Source organism: Streptomyces sp. ISL-94 (assembly GCF_018614075.1).
Lineage (GTDB): Bacteria > Actinomycetota > Actinomycetes > Streptomycetales > Streptomycetaceae > Streptomyces.
Map to the genome: position 1 here is coordinate 1 of NZ_JAGGOZ010000057.1, position 19,215 is coordinate 19,215.

Annotated in this window: 18 protein-coding genes and 1 pseudogene; 7 read left to right on the forward strand and 12 right to left on the reverse strand. The window is 70.5% G+C overall.

Annotation, left to right across the window (positions count from 1 at the left end; translation table 11 throughout):
• Positions 1-138 precede the first annotated feature (138 nt).
• Both J7E94_RS18460 and J7E94_RS18465 read left to right on the forward strand, forming a co-directional pair.
• Positions 139-1,146: a bifunctional lytic transglycosylase/C40 family peptidase gene (locus tag J7E94_RS18460; RefSeq protein ID WP_215016829.1), complete on the forward strand. Its 1,008-nt coding sequence runs from the start codon at positions 139-141 to the stop codon at positions 1,144-1,146.
• A 160-nt stretch (positions 1,147-1,306) separates the two neighbouring features.
• Positions 1,307-2,035 carry a phosphatase PAP2 family protein gene (locus J7E94_RS18465; RefSeq protein ID WP_215016715.1) on the forward strand — a complete coding sequence of 243 codons (729 nt, stop codon included), beginning with the start codon at positions 1,307-1,309 and terminating at the stop codon, positions 2,033-2,035.
• A 154-nt stretch (positions 2,036-2,189) separates the two neighbouring features.
• Here the strand turns inward: J7E94_RS18465 and J7E94_RS18470 are convergent, their stop codons facing one another.
• Together J7E94_RS18470 and J7E94_RS18475 are read right to left on the reverse strand one after the other, a co-directional pair.
• Entirely contained in the window at positions 2,190-2,381 is a 192-nt protein-coding gene (locus tag J7E94_RS18470; RefSeq protein WP_215016717.1) for a hypothetical protein, read from the reverse strand.
• Between the two features lie 64 nt (positions 2,382-2,445).
• Positions 2,446-2,661, reverse strand: coding sequence for a hypothetical protein (locus J7E94_RS18475; RefSeq protein ID WP_215016843.1), 216 nt, complete (start codon positions 2,659-2,661; stop codon positions 2,446-2,448).
• Between the two features lie 183 nt (positions 2,662-2,844).
• On the opposite strand from J7E94_RS18475, the gene J7E94_RS18480 reads away from it, so the two are divergent.
• Complete coding sequence (locus J7E94_RS18480) at positions 2,845-3,630, forward strand: hypothetical protein (protein WP_251056864.1); 786 nt, start codon at positions 2,845-2,847, stop codon at positions 3,628-3,630.
• Positions 3,631-4,225: 595 nt separating this feature from the next.
• Here the strand turns inward: J7E94_RS18480 and J7E94_RS18485 are convergent.
• Positions 4,226-4,540 carry a metal-sensitive transcriptional regulator gene (locus J7E94_RS18485; protein ID WP_030009310.1) on the reverse strand — a complete coding sequence of 105 codons (315 nt, stop codon included), beginning with the start codon at positions 4,538-4,540 and terminating at the stop codon, positions 4,226-4,228.
• Between the two features lie 202 nt (positions 4,541-4,742).
• On the opposite strand from J7E94_RS18485, the gene J7E94_RS18490 reads away from it, so the two are divergent.
• The gene (locus J7E94_RS18490) at positions 4,743-5,363 is read left to right on the forward strand and encodes a DUF47 domain-containing protein (protein WP_215016721.1); all 621 of its coding nucleotides are present in this window, start codon (positions 4,743-4,745) and stop codon (positions 5,361-5,363) included.
• Between the two features lie 5 nt (positions 5,364-5,368).
• On the forward strand, positions 5,369-6,367 hold the full coding sequence (locus J7E94_RS18495) for an inorganic phosphate transporter (protein WP_215016723.1): 999 nt from the start codon (positions 5,369-5,371) through the stop codon (positions 6,365-6,367).
• Positions 6,368-6,526: 159 nt separating this feature from the next.
• Here the strand turns inward: J7E94_RS18495 and pstB are convergent, their stop codons facing one another.
• The 8 genes and pseudogenes from pstB to J7E94_RS35960 all read right to left on the reverse strand — a co-directional run.
• A complete protein-coding gene (pstB, locus tag J7E94_RS18500) occupies positions 6,527-7,303 on the reverse strand; it encodes a phosphate ABC transporter ATP-binding protein PstB (protein WP_215016725.1) in 777 nt (258 codons plus the stop codon).
• Between the two features lie 29 nt (positions 7,304-7,332).
• Complete coding sequence (pstA, locus tag J7E94_RS18505; RefSeq protein WP_215016727.1) at positions 7,333-8,415, reverse strand: phosphate ABC transporter permease PstA; 1,083 nt, start codon at positions 8,413-8,415, stop codon at positions 7,333-7,335.
• Positions 8,415-9,404 carry a phosphate ABC transporter permease subunit PstC gene (pstC, locus tag J7E94_RS18510; RefSeq protein ID WP_215016729.1) on the reverse strand — a complete coding sequence of 330 codons (990 nt, stop codon included), beginning with the start codon at positions 9,402-9,404 and terminating at the stop codon, positions 8,415-8,417. The genes pstA and pstC overlap by 1 nt, the downstream gene beginning before the upstream one ends.
• Before the next feature lie 130 nt (positions 9,405-9,534).
• The gene (pstS, locus tag J7E94_RS18515) at positions 9,535-10,671 is read right to left on the reverse strand and encodes a phosphate ABC transporter substrate-binding protein PstS (protein ID WP_215016731.1); all 1,137 of its coding nucleotides are present in this window, start codon (positions 10,669-10,671) and stop codon (positions 9,535-9,537) included.
• 244 nt (positions 10,672-10,915) lie between these two features.
• Positions 10,916-11,878 carry a CHAD domain-containing protein gene (locus J7E94_RS18520; RefSeq protein ID WP_215016733.1) on the reverse strand — a complete coding sequence of 321 codons (963 nt, stop codon included), beginning with the start codon at positions 11,876-11,878 and terminating at the stop codon, positions 10,916-10,918.
• Complete coding sequence (locus tag J7E94_RS18525; protein ID WP_215016735.1) at positions 11,859-14,123, reverse strand: RNA degradosome polyphosphate kinase; 2,265 nt, start codon at positions 14,121-14,123, stop codon at positions 11,859-11,861. Before J7E94_RS18525 ends, J7E94_RS18520 begins: the two co-directional genes overlap by 20 nt.
• A gap of 601 nt (positions 14,124-14,724) precedes the next feature.
• Positions 14,725-15,651 (reverse strand): mycothiol synthase, encoded by a 927-nt coding sequence (mshD, locus tag J7E94_RS18530; RefSeq protein WP_215016737.1) that lies wholly within the window; start codon positions 15,649-15,651, stop codon positions 14,725-14,727.
• A 1,180-nt stretch (positions 15,652-16,831) separates the two neighbouring features.
• Positions 16,832-16,882, reverse strand: a pseudogene (locus tag J7E94_RS35960) (hypothetical protein); the annotation flags it as partial.
• A 122-nt stretch (positions 16,883-17,004) separates the two neighbouring features.
• Between J7E94_RS35960 and J7E94_RS35965 the strand changes: the two are divergent.
• Positions 17,005-17,634 carry a 5'-nucleotidase C-terminal domain-containing protein gene (locus J7E94_RS35965; protein WP_374224465.1) on the forward strand — a complete coding sequence of 210 codons (630 nt, stop codon included), beginning with the start codon at positions 17,005-17,007 and terminating at the stop codon, positions 17,632-17,634.
• A gap of 58 nt (positions 17,635-17,692) precedes the next feature.
• On the opposite strand, the gene J7E94_RS18540 is transcribed toward J7E94_RS35965, so the two are convergent.
• Entirely contained in the window at positions 17,693-18,475 is a 783-nt protein-coding gene (locus J7E94_RS18540) for an alpha/beta fold hydrolase (RefSeq protein WP_215016742.1), read from the reverse strand.
• A 141-nt stretch (positions 18,476-18,616) separates the two neighbouring features.
• Here J7E94_RS18540 and J7E94_RS18545 point away from each other — a divergent pair, with 141 nt between their 5' ends.
• The gene (locus tag J7E94_RS18545) at positions 18,617-19,186 is read left to right on the forward strand and encodes a TetR/AcrR family transcriptional regulator (protein ID WP_215016744.1); all 570 of its coding nucleotides are present in this window, start codon (positions 18,617-18,619) and stop codon (positions 19,184-19,186) included.
• The last annotated feature ends 29 nt before the right edge of the window (positions 19,187-19,215 follow it).

Consider the following 19,215-nt stretch of genomic DNA (forward strand, 5'->3'; position numbering starts at 1 on the left):
GGACGGGGGTTCGGTGGGGGTTGAGGATGGGGTGGGGGCGGGGCGTGGAGCAAGTGGGCTAGTACGACAGGCGACACGGGCGAATCGCGGCGGAATGGCAGGGCCATGGGGGAGGGTTGACGGGTGCGCAGATTCTGGATGGCCGGTGGAATCGGGATCGGGCTGTGTCTGACCTTCGTCGTGCTGCTCGTGGTGGGGACGTACTCGGCCGCCGCGGGCCTGGTGGGGGCCGGTGCGGGCGGCCGGGTCGTGGGGCTCGCCAAGGGTGCGGTGCCGGCGAAGTACCAGGCGCTGGTGGAGAAGTGGGGCAACCTGTGCCCGGCCATCAACCCGGCGCTGCTCGCCGCCCAGCTGTACTCGGAGAGCGGCTGGAACCCCAGCGCCGTCAGTCCGGCCGACGCCCGCGGTATCGCGCAGTTCATCCCGGGTACGTGGGCGGGCCACGGCATCGACGGGGACGGGGACGGCGACCGGGACATCTGGGATCCGAGTGACGCGATCCCCTCGGCGGCTTCGTACGACTGTGAGCTGGCCAAGGACGTGGCGGGCGTGCCGGGTGACCCGGCGTCGAACATGCTGGCCGCCTACAACGCGGGTGCCTACGCGGTCATCAAGTACGGGGGCGTGCCGCCCTACAAGGAGACTCAGGGGTACGTAAAGACGATTACCACGCTGGCCAAGAGCTTCGCCAGGCCCGTGGGACGGGTGGCGCCTTCGCAACAGGCCGCGGGAGCCATTTACTTCGCACAGAAGCAGCTCGGGACGCCGTATCTGTGGGGCGGCAACGGAACGCCCGATCAGAACGGGCGGTTCGACTGCTCGGGGTTGACCAAGGCGGCGTACGAGACGGTGGGTATCGAGCTGCCGCGTGTCGCGAATGACCAGTACAACGCGGGGGAACATCCTTCGCGTGACCAACTGCTCCCCGGTGACCTGGTGTTCTTCTCCGATGATCTGACGAACTCTCGGGAGATCCGGCACGTCGGGCTGTACGTCGGCGGCGGGTACATGATCAACGCCCCGTACACGGGTGCGGTGATCCGTTTCGACAAGATCGACACGCCTGACTACTTCGGCGCGACGCGCGTGACGAAGGACGGTGCGGAGGCTCTTCCGGAGCGCGTCGCGGTGAGCCCGGCGCCGTAGCAACTCTCCGTAAGGCAAAGGCCCTGAGCTGCGATGATGAGTCACTCTTCGATAACGTTGGAGTGATCATTCGGTGGAGAGTGGAACGTAGTAGCCAGAACGGGCGTTCCATGGATGCAGGGGAACCACGGCAAGGGCAAGGGCAAGGGGCCGCATCACCATGGCTGGACTCACGACCGGTGGGCCGAATGTGGATGTCAGCCTGCTGTACGAGCTCAACGGACTGGCCCGGCAGGCCCCGAGCCGGCTGGACCGGGCCGTGAGCCTGGCCGGCGAGTACGGGATCCTGCTGGCCCTGGTGCTTCTGGTCCTGTGGTGCTGGCGCGGTGCGCGCCGGCAGGACGAGGCCTCGGCCGCCGAGACCTTCGCCGCGCTCGTGTGGGCCCCCCTCGGCGCCGGGCTGGCGCTGCTCGTCAACGCGCCGCTGCGTGAATTCGTCGGGCGGCAGCGGCCGTTCATGCAGCACGAAGGCCTCCAGGTCCTGGACCCCGGACCCGGGATCGGCCTGGTGAAGTCGGAGTTCTCCTTCGTCAGCGACCACGCGACCCTCGCGATGGCCCTGGGCGTCGGCCTGTTCCTGGCCAACCGGAAGCTCGGGCTCATCGGCATCGGGCTGGCGCTCGCCGAGGGGCTGTGCCGCGTGTACGCGGGCCTCCACTACCCCACCGATGTGATCGGCGGCTTCGCGCTCGGCACCGCCGTCGTCCTCGTCCTCGCGCCGCTCGCCATGGCGGTGCTGAACCCGGTGGTGCGGGCGGTGGCCGGCTCCCCGCGCGTGGGGCGGCTGGTGCGGGCCAAGGGGCGGGCGCTGCCGCGGTCGGTCGGCCTGGCGCAGCCGCAGACCCCGCCGGCCGGGCAGCGTACGCAGGAGAGCGACCTCGCCGCCTGAGGGCGGTAAGAGCGCTGAGAGCGTTAAAGGGCGTTGAGGGCCCACGCTTACGGGCTTCCGTACGACTCCCATACGGCGATCAGGACGGCCGCCAGCAGGCACAGCAGCGCCGCCCCGAAGCACAGGCGCACCGCCGTCGGGCGCGGGCGCGGCGTCACGGTTCGCGCCGCTCGCCGCCCTCGCGGCGGTAGCGGGAGCGCAGCCGCAGCCCGACGGCCAGGGCCACGTCGGCGGGGCCGTCTGCCGTGCCCACGGCCCGGGCCCGGGCCCAGGCGCCGGCGGCCGGGGTGCCGGCGATGAGCAGGGCCCAGCGAAGGGCCGCGAGGCGGGCTGCGGGTCCTGGCATGAGTCAAGGGCATCCGCTCCGGACGGGCCGGGCCAGCCGGGCCGTCCGAACGGGCTAGGGGCGGCTACTCGACGGTGTGCCGGGCGGCGTCCCTGCGGGCCAGGTCGCGGGAGCGGCGGGCCGGGCCGGTCCAGCCGCAGGTGCAGACGGCCAGGCAGAACGATCCGCGTTCGGCGGTGGAGGTGGTGTGCCCGGCGGGTGGCTGCGGCTGTGGCTGCGGCCGCTGGAGGGGCACGGAGACAAGCGGAGGGGTCGGGGTCGCTTTCGCGTGCGGTTCCACGGCTCCACGGTACCGGGGTCGGGGACGGGCCGGGGAGGTGTGTGGCCCGTGACGGGAAACCCCGGACCTCGTTAAGCGGAGCGGGTGGGGGCCTCGGGCAAACAGCGGTCACGCGTTGGGGGTTGGCAGGCGATGGTGGTTCACCAGCACAGGCGGCGGCGCGGACGTGCGGGTGAGGTGATGATGCTCGCTGCCGGGGTCGCCCTGGCGGTCGCGGCCACGGGCGGCTGCGCGGGCGCCGGCGGCAGCGACGGCAAGCCTCCCGCGGACCCGGCGGCGGTGGTCCGCGGGGCCGCCGACGCGCTGGTGAAGACGGGCAGCGCGCAGGCCCGTACGGCCATGGAGATGGCCACGGGCGGCACCCGGGTCACCATCCGGGGCGAGGGCGGCGTCGACTTCAAGCACCACATGGGCCAGCTGCTGGTGATGCTGCCGGCCGATGTGAAGGGCAAGGCCGAGCACCGGCCGATCACCGAGCTGCTCGTGCCGGGCGCGCTCTACATGAAGAACCGGGGCTCGGGCGTCCCCGACGACAAGTGGGTCCGGGTCGACACGACGACGCTGGCCGACGGGAACCTGGTCACGGGCGGGGCCACCGATCCGCTGGTCGCGGCGGAGCTGCTGCGGGGCGCGCAGGAGGTCACGTACGTCGGGGAGACCGAGGTGGCGGGCACCAAGGTGCGGCACTACCGGGGGACCACCGACATCGGGCGGGCGGCGGGGAGCGCGTCGCCGGAGGTGCGGGGGGCGCTGGAGGCGGCGGCGAAAGGGTTCAGCAAGGACACCGTGCCGTTCGATGCCTATCTGGATGAGCAGGGGCGGCTGCGGAAGGTCAGGCACCGGTTCACGTACGTCAACAATGGCGTGATCGATGTCTCGTCCACCACGCTGCTGTACGGGTTCGGGACGCCCGTGACGGTTGTATTGCCCGCAAGTACGGACATTTACGCGGGGAAGATCTCCGATTAGGGGCGGTGGGCGGGGGTAACCGGCGCGATCGGGCCATGGGGGGTATCCGGAAATGGTCCATCCGTGTCATGTGCGGCGGGCCGGGGGCTCCCTACGCTGAGGAGTCGAGTGCCGATGGTGAGGGCCGGTGGCCGATGCCCGACGAGCGATGACGGCAGATTGAGGTGACACGCGTGACTCCCGCTTGCGGTACGACGGTGCAGGACCACGTGGCGCTCGCCGAGATCGAGCTGTGCGGTGAGCTGATCATTGCCGCTTCGGCGGCGGATGAGGAACGGCTGAGTCTCGATCGGATCGACGAGGTGTTGTTGGGGCTGGCGGGCGGCTGACCCGCCGTGTCCTGAGGCTCTGCCCCAGCCCCCGCGCCTCAAACGCCGATGAGGCTGAAGATCCCCCGGCCAGCCGGAAGATGTTCCCTGCGAGGCCGAAATCGCCCCGGCCAAGGTGGCTGCCCGGTTGCTCCGGACCGGGGACCGACGGACGGAGTCCGGCGCAGCGGCCCGAAGCCGGGGAGGCCCCCCAGGGCCGAGCGGTGCGAGGGGCGCGTGACGAAGGAGTGACCCGCCAGGGCCGAGCCGTGCGAAAGGCGCGTCCGTCAGGTACGGAGCAGGCGGGCGATGGCCTTGGTGGCTTCTTCCACCTTCGCGTCGATTTCGGTGCCGCCCTTGACGGCCGCGTCGGCTACGCAGTGGCGGAGGTGTTCCTCCAGCAGCTGGAGGGCGAAGGACTGGAGGGCCTTCGTGCTCGCCGAGACCTGCGTGAGTATGTCGATGCAGTACACGTCCTCGTCGACGAGCCGCTGGAGGCCGCGGATCTGGCCCTCGATCCGGCGCAGTCGCTTGAGGTGCTCGTCCTTCTGGTGGTGGTAGCCGTGGACGGCTCCGGAGCCCTCGGCCTCGATGGTCGTCATGCGTCCTCCCGTGCTTCGTGGTCCGGAATGGGGGGGTGTATACCCCTCGTGGGTATAGGGTACCGGCCCGCCGCCGCAGGGACAGGGGTACGTGGTCCTCACTCTGCCTGATGGAGGACACTGGGGAACGGCCGGTTAGCCGTGGCCGGGGGATGCGCCTAGCATCAGCCTGACCGAATCCAATGCACCCCGAGGACCTCACGTGCGATTTCGTCTGACCCCCAGGGAGACGAGCTTCTACGACATGTTCGCCGCATCCGCGGACAACATCGTCACGGGCTCCAAGCTCCTGATGGAACTGCTCGGTGCGGACTCCTCCGCCCGGGCCGAGATCGCGGAGCGGATGCGGGCGGCGGAACACGCGGGCGACGACGCCACCCACGCGATCTTCCACCAGCTGAACTCCTCTTTCATCACGCCGTTTGACCGCGAGGACATCTACAACCTGGCCTCCCAGCTCGACGACATCATGGACTTCATGGAGGAGGCGGTCGACCTGGTCGTCCTCTACAACGTGGAGGAGCTCCCCAAGGGCGTCGAGCAGCAGATCGAGGTGCTGGCGCGCGCGGCCGAGCTGACCGCCGAGGCCATGCCGCACCTGCGGACGATGGACAACCTCACCGAGTACTGGATCGAGGTCAACCGTCTTGAGAACCAGGCCGACCAGATCCACCGCAAGCTGCTCGCGCAGCTCTTCAACGGCAAGTACGACGCCATCGAGGTGCTGAAGCTCAAGCAGATCGTCGACGTGCTCGAAGAGGCGGCCGACGCGTTCGAGCACGTTGCGAACACGGTGGAGACCATCGCGGTCAAGGAGTCCTGAACCTCGTGGACACCTTCGCTCTGGTCGTGACCATCGGTGTCGCGCTCGGCTTTACCTATACGAATGGTTTTCACGACTCCGCGAACGCGATCGCGACCTCCGTCTCGACGCGGGCGCTGACCCCGCGCGCCGCTCTGGCGATGGCCGCCGTGATGAACCTCGCAGGTGCCTTCCTGGGCAGCGGGGTCGCCAAGACGGTCAGCAAGGGCATCATCGAGACCCCGCACGGCGACAAGGGGATGTGGATCCTCTTCGCCGCGCTGGTCGGGGCGATCGTCTGGAACCTGATCACCTGGTACTTCGGCCTGCCCTCGTCCTCCTCGCACGCGCTCTTCGGAGGCATGGTGGGAGCGGCGCTGGCGGGCGGGATCGGCGTCATCTGGCACGGGGTGCTGGAGAAGGTCGTCATCCCGATGTTCCTGTCGCCGATCGTCGGCCTGGTCGTCGGCTACCTGGTGATGGTCGCGATCATGTGGATGTTCCGCAGGTCCAACCCGCACAAGGCCAAGCGCGGCTTCCGGATCGCCCAGACCGTGTCGGCGGCCGCCATGGCCCTCGGGCACGGCCTCCAGGACGCCCAGAAGACCATGGGCATCGTGGTGATGGCCCTGGTCATCGCCGATGTCCAGGGCTCCGGCGACCCGATTCCCGTATGGGTCAAGGTCGCGTGCGCGGTGATGCTCTCGCTGGGTACGTACGCGGGCGGCTGGCGCATCATGCGCACCCTGGGCCGCAAGATCATCGAGCTCGACCCGCCGCAGGGCTTCGCCGCCGAGACGACGGGCGCGTCGATCATGTACACCGCGTCCTACCTGTACCAGGCGCCGATCTCCACCACCCACGTCATCACCTCGGCGATCATGGGTGTGGGCGCGACGAAGCGGGTGAACGCGGTCCGCTGGGGCGTCGCCAAGAACATCATCCTGGGCTGGTTCATCACCATGCCGGCCGCGGGCCTGGTCGCAGCGGTCAGTTTCTGGATCGTGAACCTGGCCGTCGGTTAGCGGCCAGACGCGCGGACGTACGTACGTACGGAAAGCGGGCCGGCTCCTCCCACCCAGGGGGAGCCGGCCCTTTTCTTTCTTCGCCTTGCGGTGGCACCGCCATGCAGCACCGCAGGACGCCTGGGACCACGCGGCGGAGCCGCATGGTGTCTCGTCGGTCTAGCCGAAGCGGCCCGAGATGTAGTCCTCGGTCGCCTGCACGGAGGGGTTGGAGAAGATCCGGTCCGTGTCGTCGATCTCGACGAGCTTGCCGGGCTGGCCGACGGCGGCGAGGTTGAAGAAGGCGGTGCGGTCCGAGACGCGGGCCGCCTGCTGCATGTTGTGCGTCACGATGACGATCGTGAAGCGTTCCTTCAGCTCGCCGATCAGGTCCTCGATGGCGAGGGTGGAGATCGGGTCGAGGGCAGAGCAGGGCTCGTCCATCAGCAGGACCTGGGGCTCGACCGCGATGGCGCGGGCGATGCACAGACGCTGCTGCTGGCCGCCGGAGAGGCCGGAGCCGGGCTTGCCCAGGCGGTCCTTGACCTCGTTCCAGAGGTTGGCGCCCTGGAGGGACTTCTCGACGATGTCCTGGAGCTCGGACTTCTTGAAGGAGCCGTTCAGCCGCAGGCCCGCCGCCACGTTGTCGAAGATCGACATGGTGGGGAAGGGGTTCGGGCGCTGGAAGACCATGCCGACCGTGCGGCGGACCGCGACCGGGTCCACGCCGGGGCCGTAGAGGTTCTCGTCGTCCAGCAGCACCTTGCCCTCGACGCGGCCGCCGGGGGTGACCTCGTGCATGCGGTTCAGGGTGCGCAGGAAGGTGGACTTGCCGCAGCCGGAGGGGCCGATGAAGGCGGTCACGGAGCGCGGCTCCACGGTCATCGAGATGTCATCGATGGCCTTGTGGCTGCCGTAGAAGGCGGAGAGGCCGCTGACGTCGATTCGCTTGGCCATGAGGGTCACTTCGCTTTCAGGAGGTCGCGTCAGCGACCGGTCTTCGGGGCCTTCCAGCGGGCGATGCCGCGAGCCACCAGATTGAGGATCATGACGAAGGCGATCAGGACGAGCGCTGCGGCCCATGCCCGGTCGTAGGAGGCTTCACTGCCGACCTTGTACTGCTCCCAGATGTAGAGGGGGAGTGAGGACTGGGCGCCTTCGAAGGGGTTTCCGTTGATCAGCTGGGAGCCGAAGACCAGCAGCATGATCGGCGCGGTCTCGCCGGCGATACGGGCTACAGCCAGCATGACACCGGTGGAGATGCCGCCGATGGCGGTGGGGAGCACGACCTTGAGGATCATGCGCCACTTCGGCACACCGAGGGCCAGCGCGGCCTCGCGCAGCTCGTTCGGGACGAGCTTGAGCATCTCCTCGGTGGAGCGGACCACGACGGGCATCATCAGGATCGACAGGGCCATGGCGCCGGCGAAGCCGGAGGGGCCGAAGCCGAGCATCAGGTTCCAGGTCGTCAGGATGAAGAGGCCCGCGACGATGGAGGGGATGCCGGTCATGACGTCGACGAAGAAGGTCACGGCCTTGGCGAGCGAGCCCCGCCCGTACTCGACCAGGTAGACGGCGGTCAGCAGGCCGATGGGGGCCGCGAGCGCGGTGGCCAGGCCGACCTGCTCGATCGTGCCGAGCAGCGCGTGGTAGACGCCGCCGCCCTGGTCGAAGCTGGTCACGCCGTTCATGGAGTGGCTGAGGAAGTTCCCGTCGAGGAGCTTCACACCGCGGCTGATCGTGGTCCACATCAGCGAGAGCAGCGGGAGGACCGCGAGGACGAAGCAGACCCATACGACGGAGGTCGCGACGCGGTCCTTGGCCTGGCGGCGGTTCTCGATGACCGCGCTGGCGGTGTAGGTGATGCCGACGAACAGGAGGGCCGCGAGCAGGCCCCACTGGATCTTGCTCTGGAGGCCGAAGGCGAGGCCGATGCCGCTGCCGAGGGCGATGGAGACAACCGCGATGCCGGCCGGGGCCCACCGGGGCAGGCCGCCGCGGGTCAGGCCGGCGGGGGCGACGGACCGGGGGGCCCGGGCGGGCCGCTGGTCCTGGAGTACGTGGCTCATCAGGCGTTCGCCCCCGAGAAGTCCTTGCGGCGAGCGATGATCAGCCGAGCTGCACCGTTGACCAGCAGGGTGAGCAGGAAGAGGACCAGACCGGAGGCGATCAGCGCGTCCCGGCCGAACTCGTTGGCCTCGTCGAACTTCGCGGCGATGTTCTGTGCGAAGGTGCCGCCGCCCGGGTTGAGGACGTGCGACGAGATCAGGAAGCTCGGGGAGAGGACGGTCGCCACGGCCATGGTCTCGCCGAGGGCGCGGCCCAGGCCGAGCATCGAGGCGGAGATGACGCCGGAGCGGCCGAAGGGCAGCACCGACATCCGGATGACCTCCCAGCGGGTCGCGCCGAGGGCCAGGGCGGCCTCCTCGTTCATGCGCGGGACCTGGAGGAAGACCTCGCGGCTGACGCTGGTCACGATCGGCAGGATCATGATCGCGAGCAGGATGCCGACGGTGAAGAGCGAGCGGGCGACGCCGACCTGGGTCTTGTCGAAGAGGTAGGTCCAGCCCAGGTACTCGTCCAGCCAGAGGTTCAGGCCGTTCAGCTGCGGGACGAGGAAGAGGGCGCCCCAGATGCCGTAGACGATCGACGGCACGGCGGCCAGCAGGTCGACCACGTAGGCGAGGGGGGCGGCCAGCTTGCGCGGCGCGTAGTGCGAGATGAAGAGGGCGATGCCGACGGCGATCGGAACCGCGATGGCCATCGCGATGATCGAGCTGACGACGGTGCCGAAGAGCAGGACGGCGATGCCGAAGACAGGGGGGTTGGCCGAGGCGTTCCAGTCGAAGGTGGTGAGGAAGTTCCCCTCGTTCTTCGACAGGGCGATCGAGGCCCGGTAGGTGAGGAAGGCGGCGATCGACGCCATGATCACCAGGAGCAGGATGCCGGATCCCTTGGAGAGCCCGGCGAAGACCTTGTCACCGGCGCGGCCGGTGGACCTCTCGCTCTTGGAGACGGGCGGAGCCGTGTCAATCTGGGTGGGTGTGGTGGAAACCATGGTCTTTCCGGTCTGTTTGGGGGGCAGGCCCCCTGGCGGCGGTGCACCGGATTTCCCCTGGGTGGAGGGGAAGGTTCCCCCGAGGTGGCGGTGCCCGGACGGGGGCGGCCGACACCTCGGGGGTCAGGATTCAGCCCAGCGTCTTGATGGCTTCGCGGACCTTGGCGTTGATCTCGGCGGGGATCGGCGCGTAGCCGTTCTCCAGGAGGACCTTCTGGCCCGCGTCCGAGGCGGCGTAGTTCAGGAAGGACTTCACGGTCGGGAGCGTCTCGGCCTTGTTGCCCTTGTCGCAGACGACCTCGTACGTGACCAGGACCAGCGGGTAGGCGCCCTCGGCCTTGGTGGTGTAGTCGAGCTTCAGGGCCAGGTCCGAGCCGGTGCCGGCGATCTTGGCGGCGGCGATGGCCTTGGAGGCGTTCTCACCGGTGGCCTTCACCGGGGCGGCGGCGCCCGTGTTCAGGTCGACCGTCTTGATGTTCTGCGAGCCGGCGAAGGAGAGCTCGAAGTAGCCGATCGCACCGTCGACCTGCTTGACCTGGGCGGCGACACCGGCGGAGCCGGAGGCGGCCTGGCCGCCCGGGGCGGCCCACTTCTTCGCGGCCTCGTGCGGCCAGGCGTCGGGAGCGGCGGTCTTGAGGTACTTGGTGACGTTCTCGGTGGTGCCCGAGTCGTCGGAGCGGTGGAAGGCCTGGATGGCGGTGGAGGGAAGCGTGACGCCCGGGTTCAGCTTCTTGATCGCCTCGTCGTCCCACTTCTTGATCTTGTCGTTGAAGATGTTGGCGACCGTGGCGGCGTCGAGGTTCAGCTTGTCCACGCCGGCGACGTTGAAGCCGAGGGCGACGGGGCCGCCGACCATCGGCAGGTTGATGCCCTGGCCACCGGTGCAGATCTTCTTGGACTCCTCGACTTGCTCCGGCTTCAGCGCCGAGTCGGAGCCGGCGAAACCGACGGTGCCCTGGTTGAAGGCGACGATGCCCTCACCGGAGGAGGACGACTTGTAGTTCACCTCGACGCCGGAACATGCGGCCATGTAGTTCTTCACCCACAGCTCGACCGCGTTCTTCTGCGCGGAAGAGCCCGAGGCGAGGAGCTTGCCCTTGGCGTCGTCGCACTTGATGTCGCCCGCGGCGGCCGTGGAGGGCTTCGTCGTGCCGTCGGCGGTCTTGGTGTTGTCGTCCGAGCCGCACGCCGTGAGGACCAGGGCGCCGGACACGACGAGCGCCCCGAGGGCGGAGGCACGAAGCATGTTCTTGCGCTGAAGCTTCACTTTCGGGTGTTCCTTCCAGAAGCCGCCGGCCGCTTTCTGTATCGGGGCGGCGTGCGAAGAGGACTACGTCGGCGCCCGGGTGAGCCGCTGGTTCTGGCCGGCGACGCGCTCCGTGCACCACTCAAATTAGGCAGGACAGGTGAAGCGGCCGACCGGGGAGAGTGAACGGACGGTGAACCGTGGCGGACGACCCGGTGCGGTGCGGCGGGTCCGCGCGCAGGCGTAACCATCCGTTATCCGGCCGTTATCTCGACGTGACCGCCGGCTCGGGGAGCCAGACGTGCCGGAAGGCGAGGCGGGCGGCCTCGACCTCGTGGCGCTGGTCGGCGTGCAGCACGCCGAGGGCGTAGGCCGTGGCGGGGGCGATGCGGGGGGTGCGGGCCGCGGCCGCCGAGGCCGCGGCGGCCTCGGCGGCGTCGCGGTGGCGGTCCAGGGCCTCACCGGCGATGTGCAGCCGGGCCACGTTCCCGCCCAGCGCCTCCCGGGCGTACCGGTGGACCCGCAGGAGGCGGCGTACCTCATGCCAGAGCCCGTCGTGGTCCGCGTTGTACGGGTGCTCGTCCTCGGCGGGCGGCAGCGCCGCGACCGCCGCCGACAGGCGGGTTCCGGCCACCTCTGCCAGCGGTACGAGGACTTCCGCGACCTGCCCCCGGGCCGCGACCGCGTCCAGCGGCACCTCCGAGGCCAGCACCGCCACGGCGTCCGCCACCGCGTGGAAACGGGCGGAGCCGAGCGCCTGGAGCGTCGCCGAGTGGGCGCGGGTCCGCGCCAGGGTCAGCTGCCGCTCCAGCAGGGCGCCCGCCCGGGCCGAGCCCACGGTGAGTGCGCCGGCGCCGCCGCGCGGCGACGGGACCTCGGGCGCCCCCGACAGCCGGTGCAGCGCGTCCAGCAGCCGCACCAGCCGGGCGGCGTACGCGTGCTCGTCGGCCAGGGTCGAGGACAGCCACACCAGCTCGGTGCGCAGCCCGTCCGCCCAGGACGGCTCGGTCACCCCCCGGAAGGTGACCAGGGATCCGCTGATGCGGCGCGCAGCCCCCCGCAGGCTGCGCGCCGCATCATTTCCTTCCGCGGCATCGGCCCCGCTCCCCGCGTTCTCGGCGTGGAGGCGCAGCGCGCGCAGGAAAGCGGTGGCCTGGGAGCGCAGGTACGCGCCGAGCACGTCACCCGCGTCCCCCCGGGCCGTCAGGTCATGGTTTGGCTGAGCCACGCCGGCGCCTCCGGGCGTCTATGAGCATCTCCTGTAGGTGCCGCAGCGGCTGGCCGTCCGCGTCCGTGCTGTGCCGGGTCCATTCGCCGTCCGGGCCCAGGTGCCAGGAGGAGGTGAGGTCGGACATCCCGGTTTCCAGCATCCGGTCCAGAGCCGCGCGGTGGGCCGGGTCGGCGACCCTGACCAGTGCTTCGATACGGCGGTCGAGGTTGCGGTGCATCATGTCGGCGCTGCCGATCCACACCTCGGGCTCGCCGCCGTTGCCGAAGGCGAAGACCCGGGAGTGCTCCAGGAAGCGGCCGAGGATCGAACGGACCCGGATGTTCTCCGAGAGCCCGGGGACTCCGGGGCGCACCGCGCAGATCCCGCGGACCCAGATGTCGATGGGGACCCCCGCCTGGGAGGCCCGGTAGAGCGAGTCGATGAGCACCTCGTCGACGATCGAGTTCATCTTCAGGCGCACGGAGGCGGGGCGGCCGGCCCGGTGGTGGTCGGCCTCCTTGTCGATGCGCGCTATCAGGCCGTCGCGCAGCGAGCGCGGCGCCACCATCAGGCGGCGGTAGGTCTCGCGGCGCGAGTAGCCGGACAGCCGGTTGAAGAGGTCGGAGAGGTCCGCGCCGACCTGCGGGTCGGCGGTGAGCAAGCCGAGGTCCTCGTAGAGGCGGGCCGTCTTGGGGTGGTAGTTGCCGGTGCCGACGTGGGCGTAGCGGCGCAACAGGTCGCCTTCCTGGCGCACGACGAGCGACAGCTTGCAGTGGGTCTTGAGGCCGACGAGCCCGTAGACGACGTGGCAGCCGGACTCCTCCAGCTTGCGCGCCCACTTGATGTTGGCCTGTTCGTCGAAGCGGGCCTTGATCTCGACGAGTACGAGGACCTGCTTGCCGGATTCGGCGGCGTCGATCAGGGCGTCCACGATCGGGGAGTCGCCGGAGGTGCGGTAGAGCGTCTGCTTGATCGCGAGGACGTCCGGGTCGGCGGCGGCCTGCTCCAGGAAGGCCTGCACCGAGGTGGAGAAGGAGTCGTACGGGTGGTGCAGCAGGACGTCGCGCTCGCGCAGGGCGGCGAAGATGTCGGGCGCGTGGGCGGTCTCGACCTCGGCGAGGTCCCGGTGGGTGCCGGCGATGAACTTCGGGTACTTCAGCTCCGGCCGGTCCAGGGAGGCGATCCCGAAGAGGGCGGTCAGGTCCAGCAGGCCGGGCAGCGGATACACCTCGGCGGCGTTGACCTTCAGCTCCTGGACGAGGAGGTCCAGGACGCCGGGGTCGATGGACTCCTCGACCTCCAGGCGGACGGGCGGGCCGAAGCGGCGCCGCATGAGCTCCTTCTCCAGGGCCTGGAGGAGGTTCTCGGCGTCGTCCTCCTCCACCTCGAGGTCCTCGTTGCGGGTCACGCGGAACATGTGGTGCGCCAGCACCTCCATGCCGGGGAACAGCTCCTCCAGGTGCGCGGCGATGACGTCCTCCAGCGGGACGTAGCGGTGCGGGGAGGCCTCCAGGAAGCGGGAGAGGAGGGGCGGGACCTTGACGCGGGCGAAGTGGCGGTGGCCGCTGGCGGGGTTGCGGACGACGACGGCCAGGTTGAGGGAGAGGCCCGAGATGTACGGGAAGGGGTGCGCGGGGTCCACGGCCAGCGGGGTCAGCACCGGGAAGATCTGGTTCCGGAACAGCGTGAAGAGGCGGGCCTGCTCCTTCTCGGTGAGGTCGGGCCAGCGGATGAGGTGCACGCCTTCCTCCGCGAGCGCGGGGGAGATGTCCTGCTGGAAGCAGGCGGCGTGGCGGGCCATGAGCTCGCGCGAGCGCGTCCAGATGAGCTCCAGCACCTCGCGGGGCTGCAGGCCGGAGGCCGAACGGGTGGCGACACCGGTCGCGATACGACGCTTGAGGCCGGCCACGCGGACCATGAAGAACTCGTCGAGGTTGCTCGCGAAGATCGCCAGGAAGTTGGCGCGCTCGAGGAGCGGGGTGGTGGGGTCCTCGGCGAGCTCCAGGACGCGCTCGTTGAAGGCGAGCCAGCTGCGCTCCCGGTCGAGGAAGCGGCCCGGGGGGAGCTCGCTGCCGTCCTTGTCCTCGTAGGCGTCCAGATCGGCGTCGAGGTCGGGGTCGAGGTCGAGGTGGGGGCGGTGCGCGGAGATGGACCCGATGAGGGCGGGGGGCGTACTGGTGCCGTTCGCTGCCGCGGGGGCCGGGGTGTGAGACGGGTGCTGGGCGGGGACCTCGGTGGGGCCGGCGCTGGGCTGGTGGCTCATGACTCCATTCTTCCGCGCGGGGAGGACAGGCGCGTCGGAAGTGTTTGCCGTCAGGCGGGGGCGGGGCGGCCGGGGCTGCATGGGGGGAGAGTCGCAAGCGCGTGTTAATGCGTGGTGAATGGCGTGTGGCTTCCCGGGTCTGGCCGGCGCACGAGTGTGCGGCCGGGCGGACCCGGCACCGCCGCCGGGGCTCCGCCCCCGCACCCCCGCGCCTCAAGCGCCGGCGGGGCTGGGGTGTGGTGCGGCCGGGTGGGCCCGCGCGCCTTCATGCCCGGGGCTCCGCCCCGGACCCCGCGCCTCAAACGCCGGCGAGGCTGAATGTGCCCCGGCGGGGCTGGATTGGGGCCCGGCTGGGTGGGCCGGTGCGGCTCAAGGATCGGGGCTCCGCCCCAGACCCCGCGCCTCAAACGCCGGCGAGGCTGAATGTGCCCCGGCGGGGCTGGGTGTGGCCTGGCGGGGCTGGATTGGGGCCCGGCTGGGTGGGTGGGTGCGGGTACAGGATCGGGGCTCCGCCCGGGGTGCGGGGTGGAGCCCCGGGGCGGCGCCGGGTGCGGCCGGCCCAGTCAGCGGCACTACATCCAGCCTCGCCGGCGGCGGGCGGTCAGCTTTCTGTGCGGTACATCAGGTCCACCTCGTGGGTGGTGAAGCCGAGGCCCTCGTATACCGCCAGGGCCGCCGGGTTGTCGGCGTCGACGTACAGCATCGCCGTCGGGAGGCCGGCCTCCGCCAGGTGGCGCAGGCCGACGGCCGTGAGGGCCTTGCCGAGGCCGCCGCCCTGGGCGCCCGGGCGGACACCCAGGACGTAGACCTCGCCCAGCTGCTCCGCCCGGTGGACCTTGGTCCAGTGGAAGCCGACCAGCTCGCCCTCCCGCTCCGCGAGGAAGAAGCCCTTCGGGTCGAACCACGGCTGCGCGATCCGGTCGTTGAGGTCGCGCTGGGTCAGCGCGCCCTGCTCGGGGTGGTGCGCGAAGGCGGCCGCGTTCGCCGCGAGCCAGGCCGCGTCGTCCGCGCCGGGGACGAACGTGCGGATCGTCACCCCGGGCGGGAGCAGTGGTTCGGGGAGCGGGTCCCCCTCGAACAGCGGCCTGCGGAGCTGGCGCAGTTCGCGGAAGAGGGTCAGGCCGAGGACCTGGGCGAGGTGGCGGGCGGCCGATTTGCCCCCGTGTGCCCACACCCGGATCCGCTTGCCGGAGGCGGCCAGCAGGGTCGTGCCCAGCGCCCGCCCGTGGCCGCGCCCGCGCAGCGCCGGGTGGATGACCAGCTCGGCGGCCGGGGCCTCCACCGGGTCGGTGTCTTCCAGTTGCCCGTATCCGGCGAGCCGGCCGCCCTCGGTGAGCAGGAAGTGCCGGATGCCCTCGCGCGGCCCGCCGCGCAGCTGGAGCCGTCCCTGCTCGGAGACGGCGGTGGTGCCGTCGGTGCGCGCCGCTTCCTCGATCAGGGCGAGGACGGAGTCGGCCTGTTCCTCCGTCAGCTCGTCGAGGGTCTGAATCTGCCGTCCCGGCTCCAGGGCCGCTGCTGCGTCAGTCATGCCAAGAGCCTACGACCGTCGCGGGCGGCCTGCGGGGGCGGGCGCGGGCTCGGTCCGTCTTCTGCGCGTAACCAGCTCGATACCCGCTCCCCCCTGTCGTGCTACGCGCGTTGACCATAGGCTTCGTCGGACCTCCCGAGCAGTATCGCTGTCCACAAAGGGGATTAAATGTCAGCGACGCCACAACGGCACCGCCGAGCCCTCCGGTTGACCTACACCGCCCTCGCCGTCACGGCCGGGGCCGGGGCGATGGTCGCCGCCGCACTGCCGGCCGGGGCCGCGAGTGGTGGCGGTGCCGCCAAGAGCCGGACCGTCGATGTGCAGATGCTGTCGTTCAACGACTTCCACGGCACGCTGGAGCCCCCGCAGGGTTCCTCGGGCAATGTGAGCGAGCGTCAGGCCGACGGCACCACCAAAGCCATACCCGCGGGCGGTGTCGAATACCTCGCGACCAGCCTGCGCGAGGCCCGCAAGGGCCACGAGTACTCCGTCACCGCCGCAGCCGGTGACATGATCGGCGGCAGCCCGATGCTGTCCGGCCTGTTCCACGACGAGCCGAGCATCGAGGCGCTGAACAAGCTCGACCTGGACGTCACCAGCGTCGGCAACCACGAGTTCGACGAGGGCAGGGCCGAGCTGCGCCGCATGGCGTACGGCGGCTGCCACCCGGTCGACGGCTGCTTCGAGTACGGCAAGGAGTTCACGGGCTCCGAGTTCCCGTTCCTCGCCGCCAACGTCACGGACGAGAAGACCAAGCGTCCGATGATGTCGCCCACCTTCATCTGGAAGAAGGGGGACGTGAAGATCGGCTTCATCGGCGTCACCCTGGAGGGCACGCCGGACGTCGTCACCGCCGAGGGCGTCAAGGGCCTGAAGTTCGGCGACGAGGTCGAGACGATCAACAAGTACGCGGCCGAGCTGAACAAGCAGGGCGTGAAGTCGATCGTCGCGCTGATCCACGAGGGCGGACTGCCCGCGAGCGGCGCGTACAACTACGACTGCGACGTCCCGGGCGCCGGCGCCGGTATCTCGGGCGCGATCGTGGACATCGCCAAGAACGTGGACCCGAAGGTCGACGCGCTGGTGACCGGCCACACGCACCAGGCCTACGCCTGCAACATCCCGGACCCGGCGGGCAACCCGCGCATGGTGACCTCGGCCGCCTCGTACGGCCGCCTGTTCACGGACACCACGCTGACGTATGACCGCCAGACCAAGGACATCGTCCGCACCGCGGTCTCCGCGCCGAAGCCGGTCAACAAGGTCGTCACCCGGGACCAGCCCAAGGCCCCGGACATGACCGAGCTGATCACCCGTTGGAACGCCCTCGCCGCCCCGGTCGCCAGCCGTCCGATGGGCTTCATCTCGGCGGACATCCCGGGCCGCGGCTGGGAGGCGCCGGAGAAGCCGCTGGGCGACCTGATCGCCGACGCGCAGCTGGAGGCCCTGGCCCCGGCCGACAAGGGCGGCGCGCAGCTGGCCATCATGAACCCGGGCGGCATCCGTGCCGACCTGGCCTACAAGGCCGCGGGTTCCGAGGGCGACGGCGTGGTGACGTACGGCGAGTCCTACACGGTCCAGCCGTTCACCAACATGATGAACATCGTGGACCTGACCGGCGCGCAGCTGATCACCGCGCTGCAGCAGCAGGTCAGCGGCCCGGTCAACGGCGCGAGCCCGAAGATCCTCCAGGTGTCGAAGGGGTTCGCCTACACCCTCGACCTGACGAAGACGGGTGCCGACCGCATCGTGGTGGACTCGGTGAAGCTGAACGGCGCGGCGATCGACCCCGCCAAGACCTACCGGGTCGCGATGAACGAGTTCCTCGCGGGCGGCGGTGACGGCTTCACCGTCCTGAAGGAGCACAAGCACAAGCTGGTGGGCGCGTCCGACCTGGACTGCTTCAACGCCTACCTGGGCAAGTCGACGGCCGCGAGCCCGATCGCGCCGCCGGCGGCGGACCGGATCACGGTCGTCAAGTAGCTCCCGCAAGCGCCGAAGGGGCGGTGGGCCTGGGCGGCCCGCCGCCCCTTCGGCGTTGTCAGAGCCCGGCGAGGAAGGTGCGGACGGCCTGGTGGAAGCCCTCCGGGTCCTGGAAGGGCACGTAGTGCTCGGTGTCGAGGGCCGCGTACGCCGTCCCGGGCCGCCGGGAGACCATCGCGTCGGCCGTCTCCTGGCGGAGCGCCTCGCTGCGCAGGCCGTGGATCAGCAGCGCCGGGCAGCGGCTGGCGAGCCAGACGTCCCAGTGGTCGCCGAAGGCCGCCGCGACGGTGTCGAGGGTGTCCTGCGGGTGGAACGGCAGCCGCCAGCCGGGCCCGTCGGGCAGCGGGCGCAGGAACGGGCCGATCCCCTCGCCGAGCGGGCCGCAGGCGGCGATCAGCTCCTCGCGGGTCGGCGCGGTGTACGGGAGGGCGTGGAGGAGGTCGAAGAAGTCCAGGCGCTCCCCGCCCGGGATCTCCACCGTGGCGTCGACATTGACGAGCGCCGAGACCAGGTCGGGGCGGGCAGCGGCCAGGTGATAGGCGTTGAACCCGCCCAGGGAGAAGCCGAGGACGACCGCCGGCTCCGCGAGGCCGAGGTGCTCCAGGAGCGCGGCGGCGTCGCCGACGTAGCCCTCGCGGCTGTACTCGGCGGCGCGGTCGGAGTCGCCGTGGCCGCGCTGGTCGGGGGCGATGACCCGCCACCCGTCGCCGAGGGCGGTGGCCAGGCCGGTGAAGTGGGCAGCTTCGGAGAGTCCGCCGTGCAGGGCGAGCAGGGGGCGGCCGGGGCCGCCGAAGTCCAGGTAGGACAGGGTGCGGTCGTCGATCTTCAGCGCGTGGCGCATGGTTTCGTCTCCCCGTGTGTGGCAGGTCGCGTGCACGTTCTCGGGTCTTGCCGGTGACTGAAGGCTGTCAGGATTTGGGCAAGTGTGCAATACGTTCGTGTAGGGCGCTTGCACAAAAAGGGGCGCGGATACGATCCCGGCATGGGAAATCGAGAGGACCTGCTGGCCGGAGCGCGCCGCTGCCTGGAGGAGAAGGGGTACCTGCGCACGACCGTGCGCGACATCGCCTCGGCGTCGAAGGTGAGCATGGCCGCGATCGGCTACCACTTCGGATCGCGGGAGGCCCTGCTCAACCAGGCGCTGTTCGCCGCCATGGACGAGTGGGCCACGGGATCCGGCCGGCTCACCGGGCAGGGTGACACCGCCGGGGAGCGGTACGCCGACACCTGGGACCGCAAGATCCGGGACTTCGGCGAGATGCGCTGGCTGTGGCTGGCCTCCGTGGAGGCCTTCGTGCACGCGCGGTCCTCGCCCGAGCTGCTCGCCGCCCTCGCCGAGGGGCAGCGCCGCAACCGCCGGATGGTGGCCGCCGCGCTGCGCGGGGTGCCCGAGAGCGAGGTCGCGGAGGAGGACGTACGGTCCCTCGGTTCGCTGCACATCGCGCTGCTGGGCGGGGTGATGGTGCAGGCCCTGACCGACCCGGAGGAGGCGCCGAACGGCCGCGAAATCCTCCAAGGGTTGCGCACGATGGTCGAGTTGCTCGAAAGCTGACCGCTACCGACGGGTAGCAAAGGCGGGTC

Excerpts from the sequence above, each read along its gene's own strand:
- J7E94_RS18485 (WP_030009310.1), bottom strand. The coding sequence starts at position 4,540 with ATGACGACCATCGAGGCCGAGGGCTCCGGAGCCGTCCACGGCTACCAC.
- J7E94_RS18545 (WP_215016744.1), top strand. The coding sequence starts at position 18,617 with ATGGGAAATCGAGAGGACCTGCTGGCCGGAGCGCGCCGCTGCCTGGAG.
- J7E94_RS18525 (WP_215016735.1), bottom strand. The coding sequence starts at position 14,123 with ATGAGCCACCAGCCCAGCGCCGGCCCCACCGAGGTCCCCGCCCAGCAC.
- J7E94_RS18470 (WP_215016717.1), bottom strand. The coding sequence starts at position 2,381 with ATGCCAGGACCCGCAGCCCGCCTCGCGGCCCTTCGCTGGGCCCTGCTC.
- mshD (WP_215016737.1), bottom strand. The coding sequence starts at position 15,651 with ATGACTGACGCAGCAGCGGCCCTGGAGCCGGGACGGCAGATTCAGACC.
- pstB (WP_215016725.1), bottom strand. The coding sequence starts at position 7,303 with ATGGCCAAGCGAATCGACGTCAGCGGCCTCTCCGCCTTCTACGGCAGC.
- pstC (WP_215016729.1), bottom strand. The coding sequence starts at position 9,404 with ATGGTTTCCACCACACCCACCCAGATTGACACGGCTCCGCCCGTCTCC.
- J7E94_RS18460 (WP_215016829.1), top strand. The coding sequence starts at position 139 with ATGGCCGGTGGAATCGGGATCGGGCTGTGTCTGACCTTCGTCGTGCTG.
- J7E94_RS18465 (WP_215016715.1), top strand. The coding sequence starts at position 1,307 with ATGGCTGGACTCACGACCGGTGGGCCGAATGTGGATGTCAGCCTGCTG.
- J7E94_RS18480 (WP_251056864.1), top strand. The coding sequence starts at position 2,845 with ATGCTCGCTGCCGGGGTCGCCCTGGCGGTCGCGGCCACGGGCGGCTGC.
- pstA (WP_215016727.1), bottom strand. The coding sequence starts at position 8,415 with ATGAGCCACGTACTCCAGGACCAGCGGCCCGCCCGGGCCCCCCGGTCC.
- J7E94_RS35965 (WP_374224465.1), top strand. The coding sequence starts at position 17,005 with ATGGGCTTCATCTCGGCGGACATCCCGGGCCGCGGCTGGGAGGCGCCG.
- J7E94_RS18540 (WP_215016742.1), bottom strand. The coding sequence starts at position 18,475 with ATGCGCCACGCGCTGAAGATCGACGACCGCACCCTGTCCTACCTGGAC.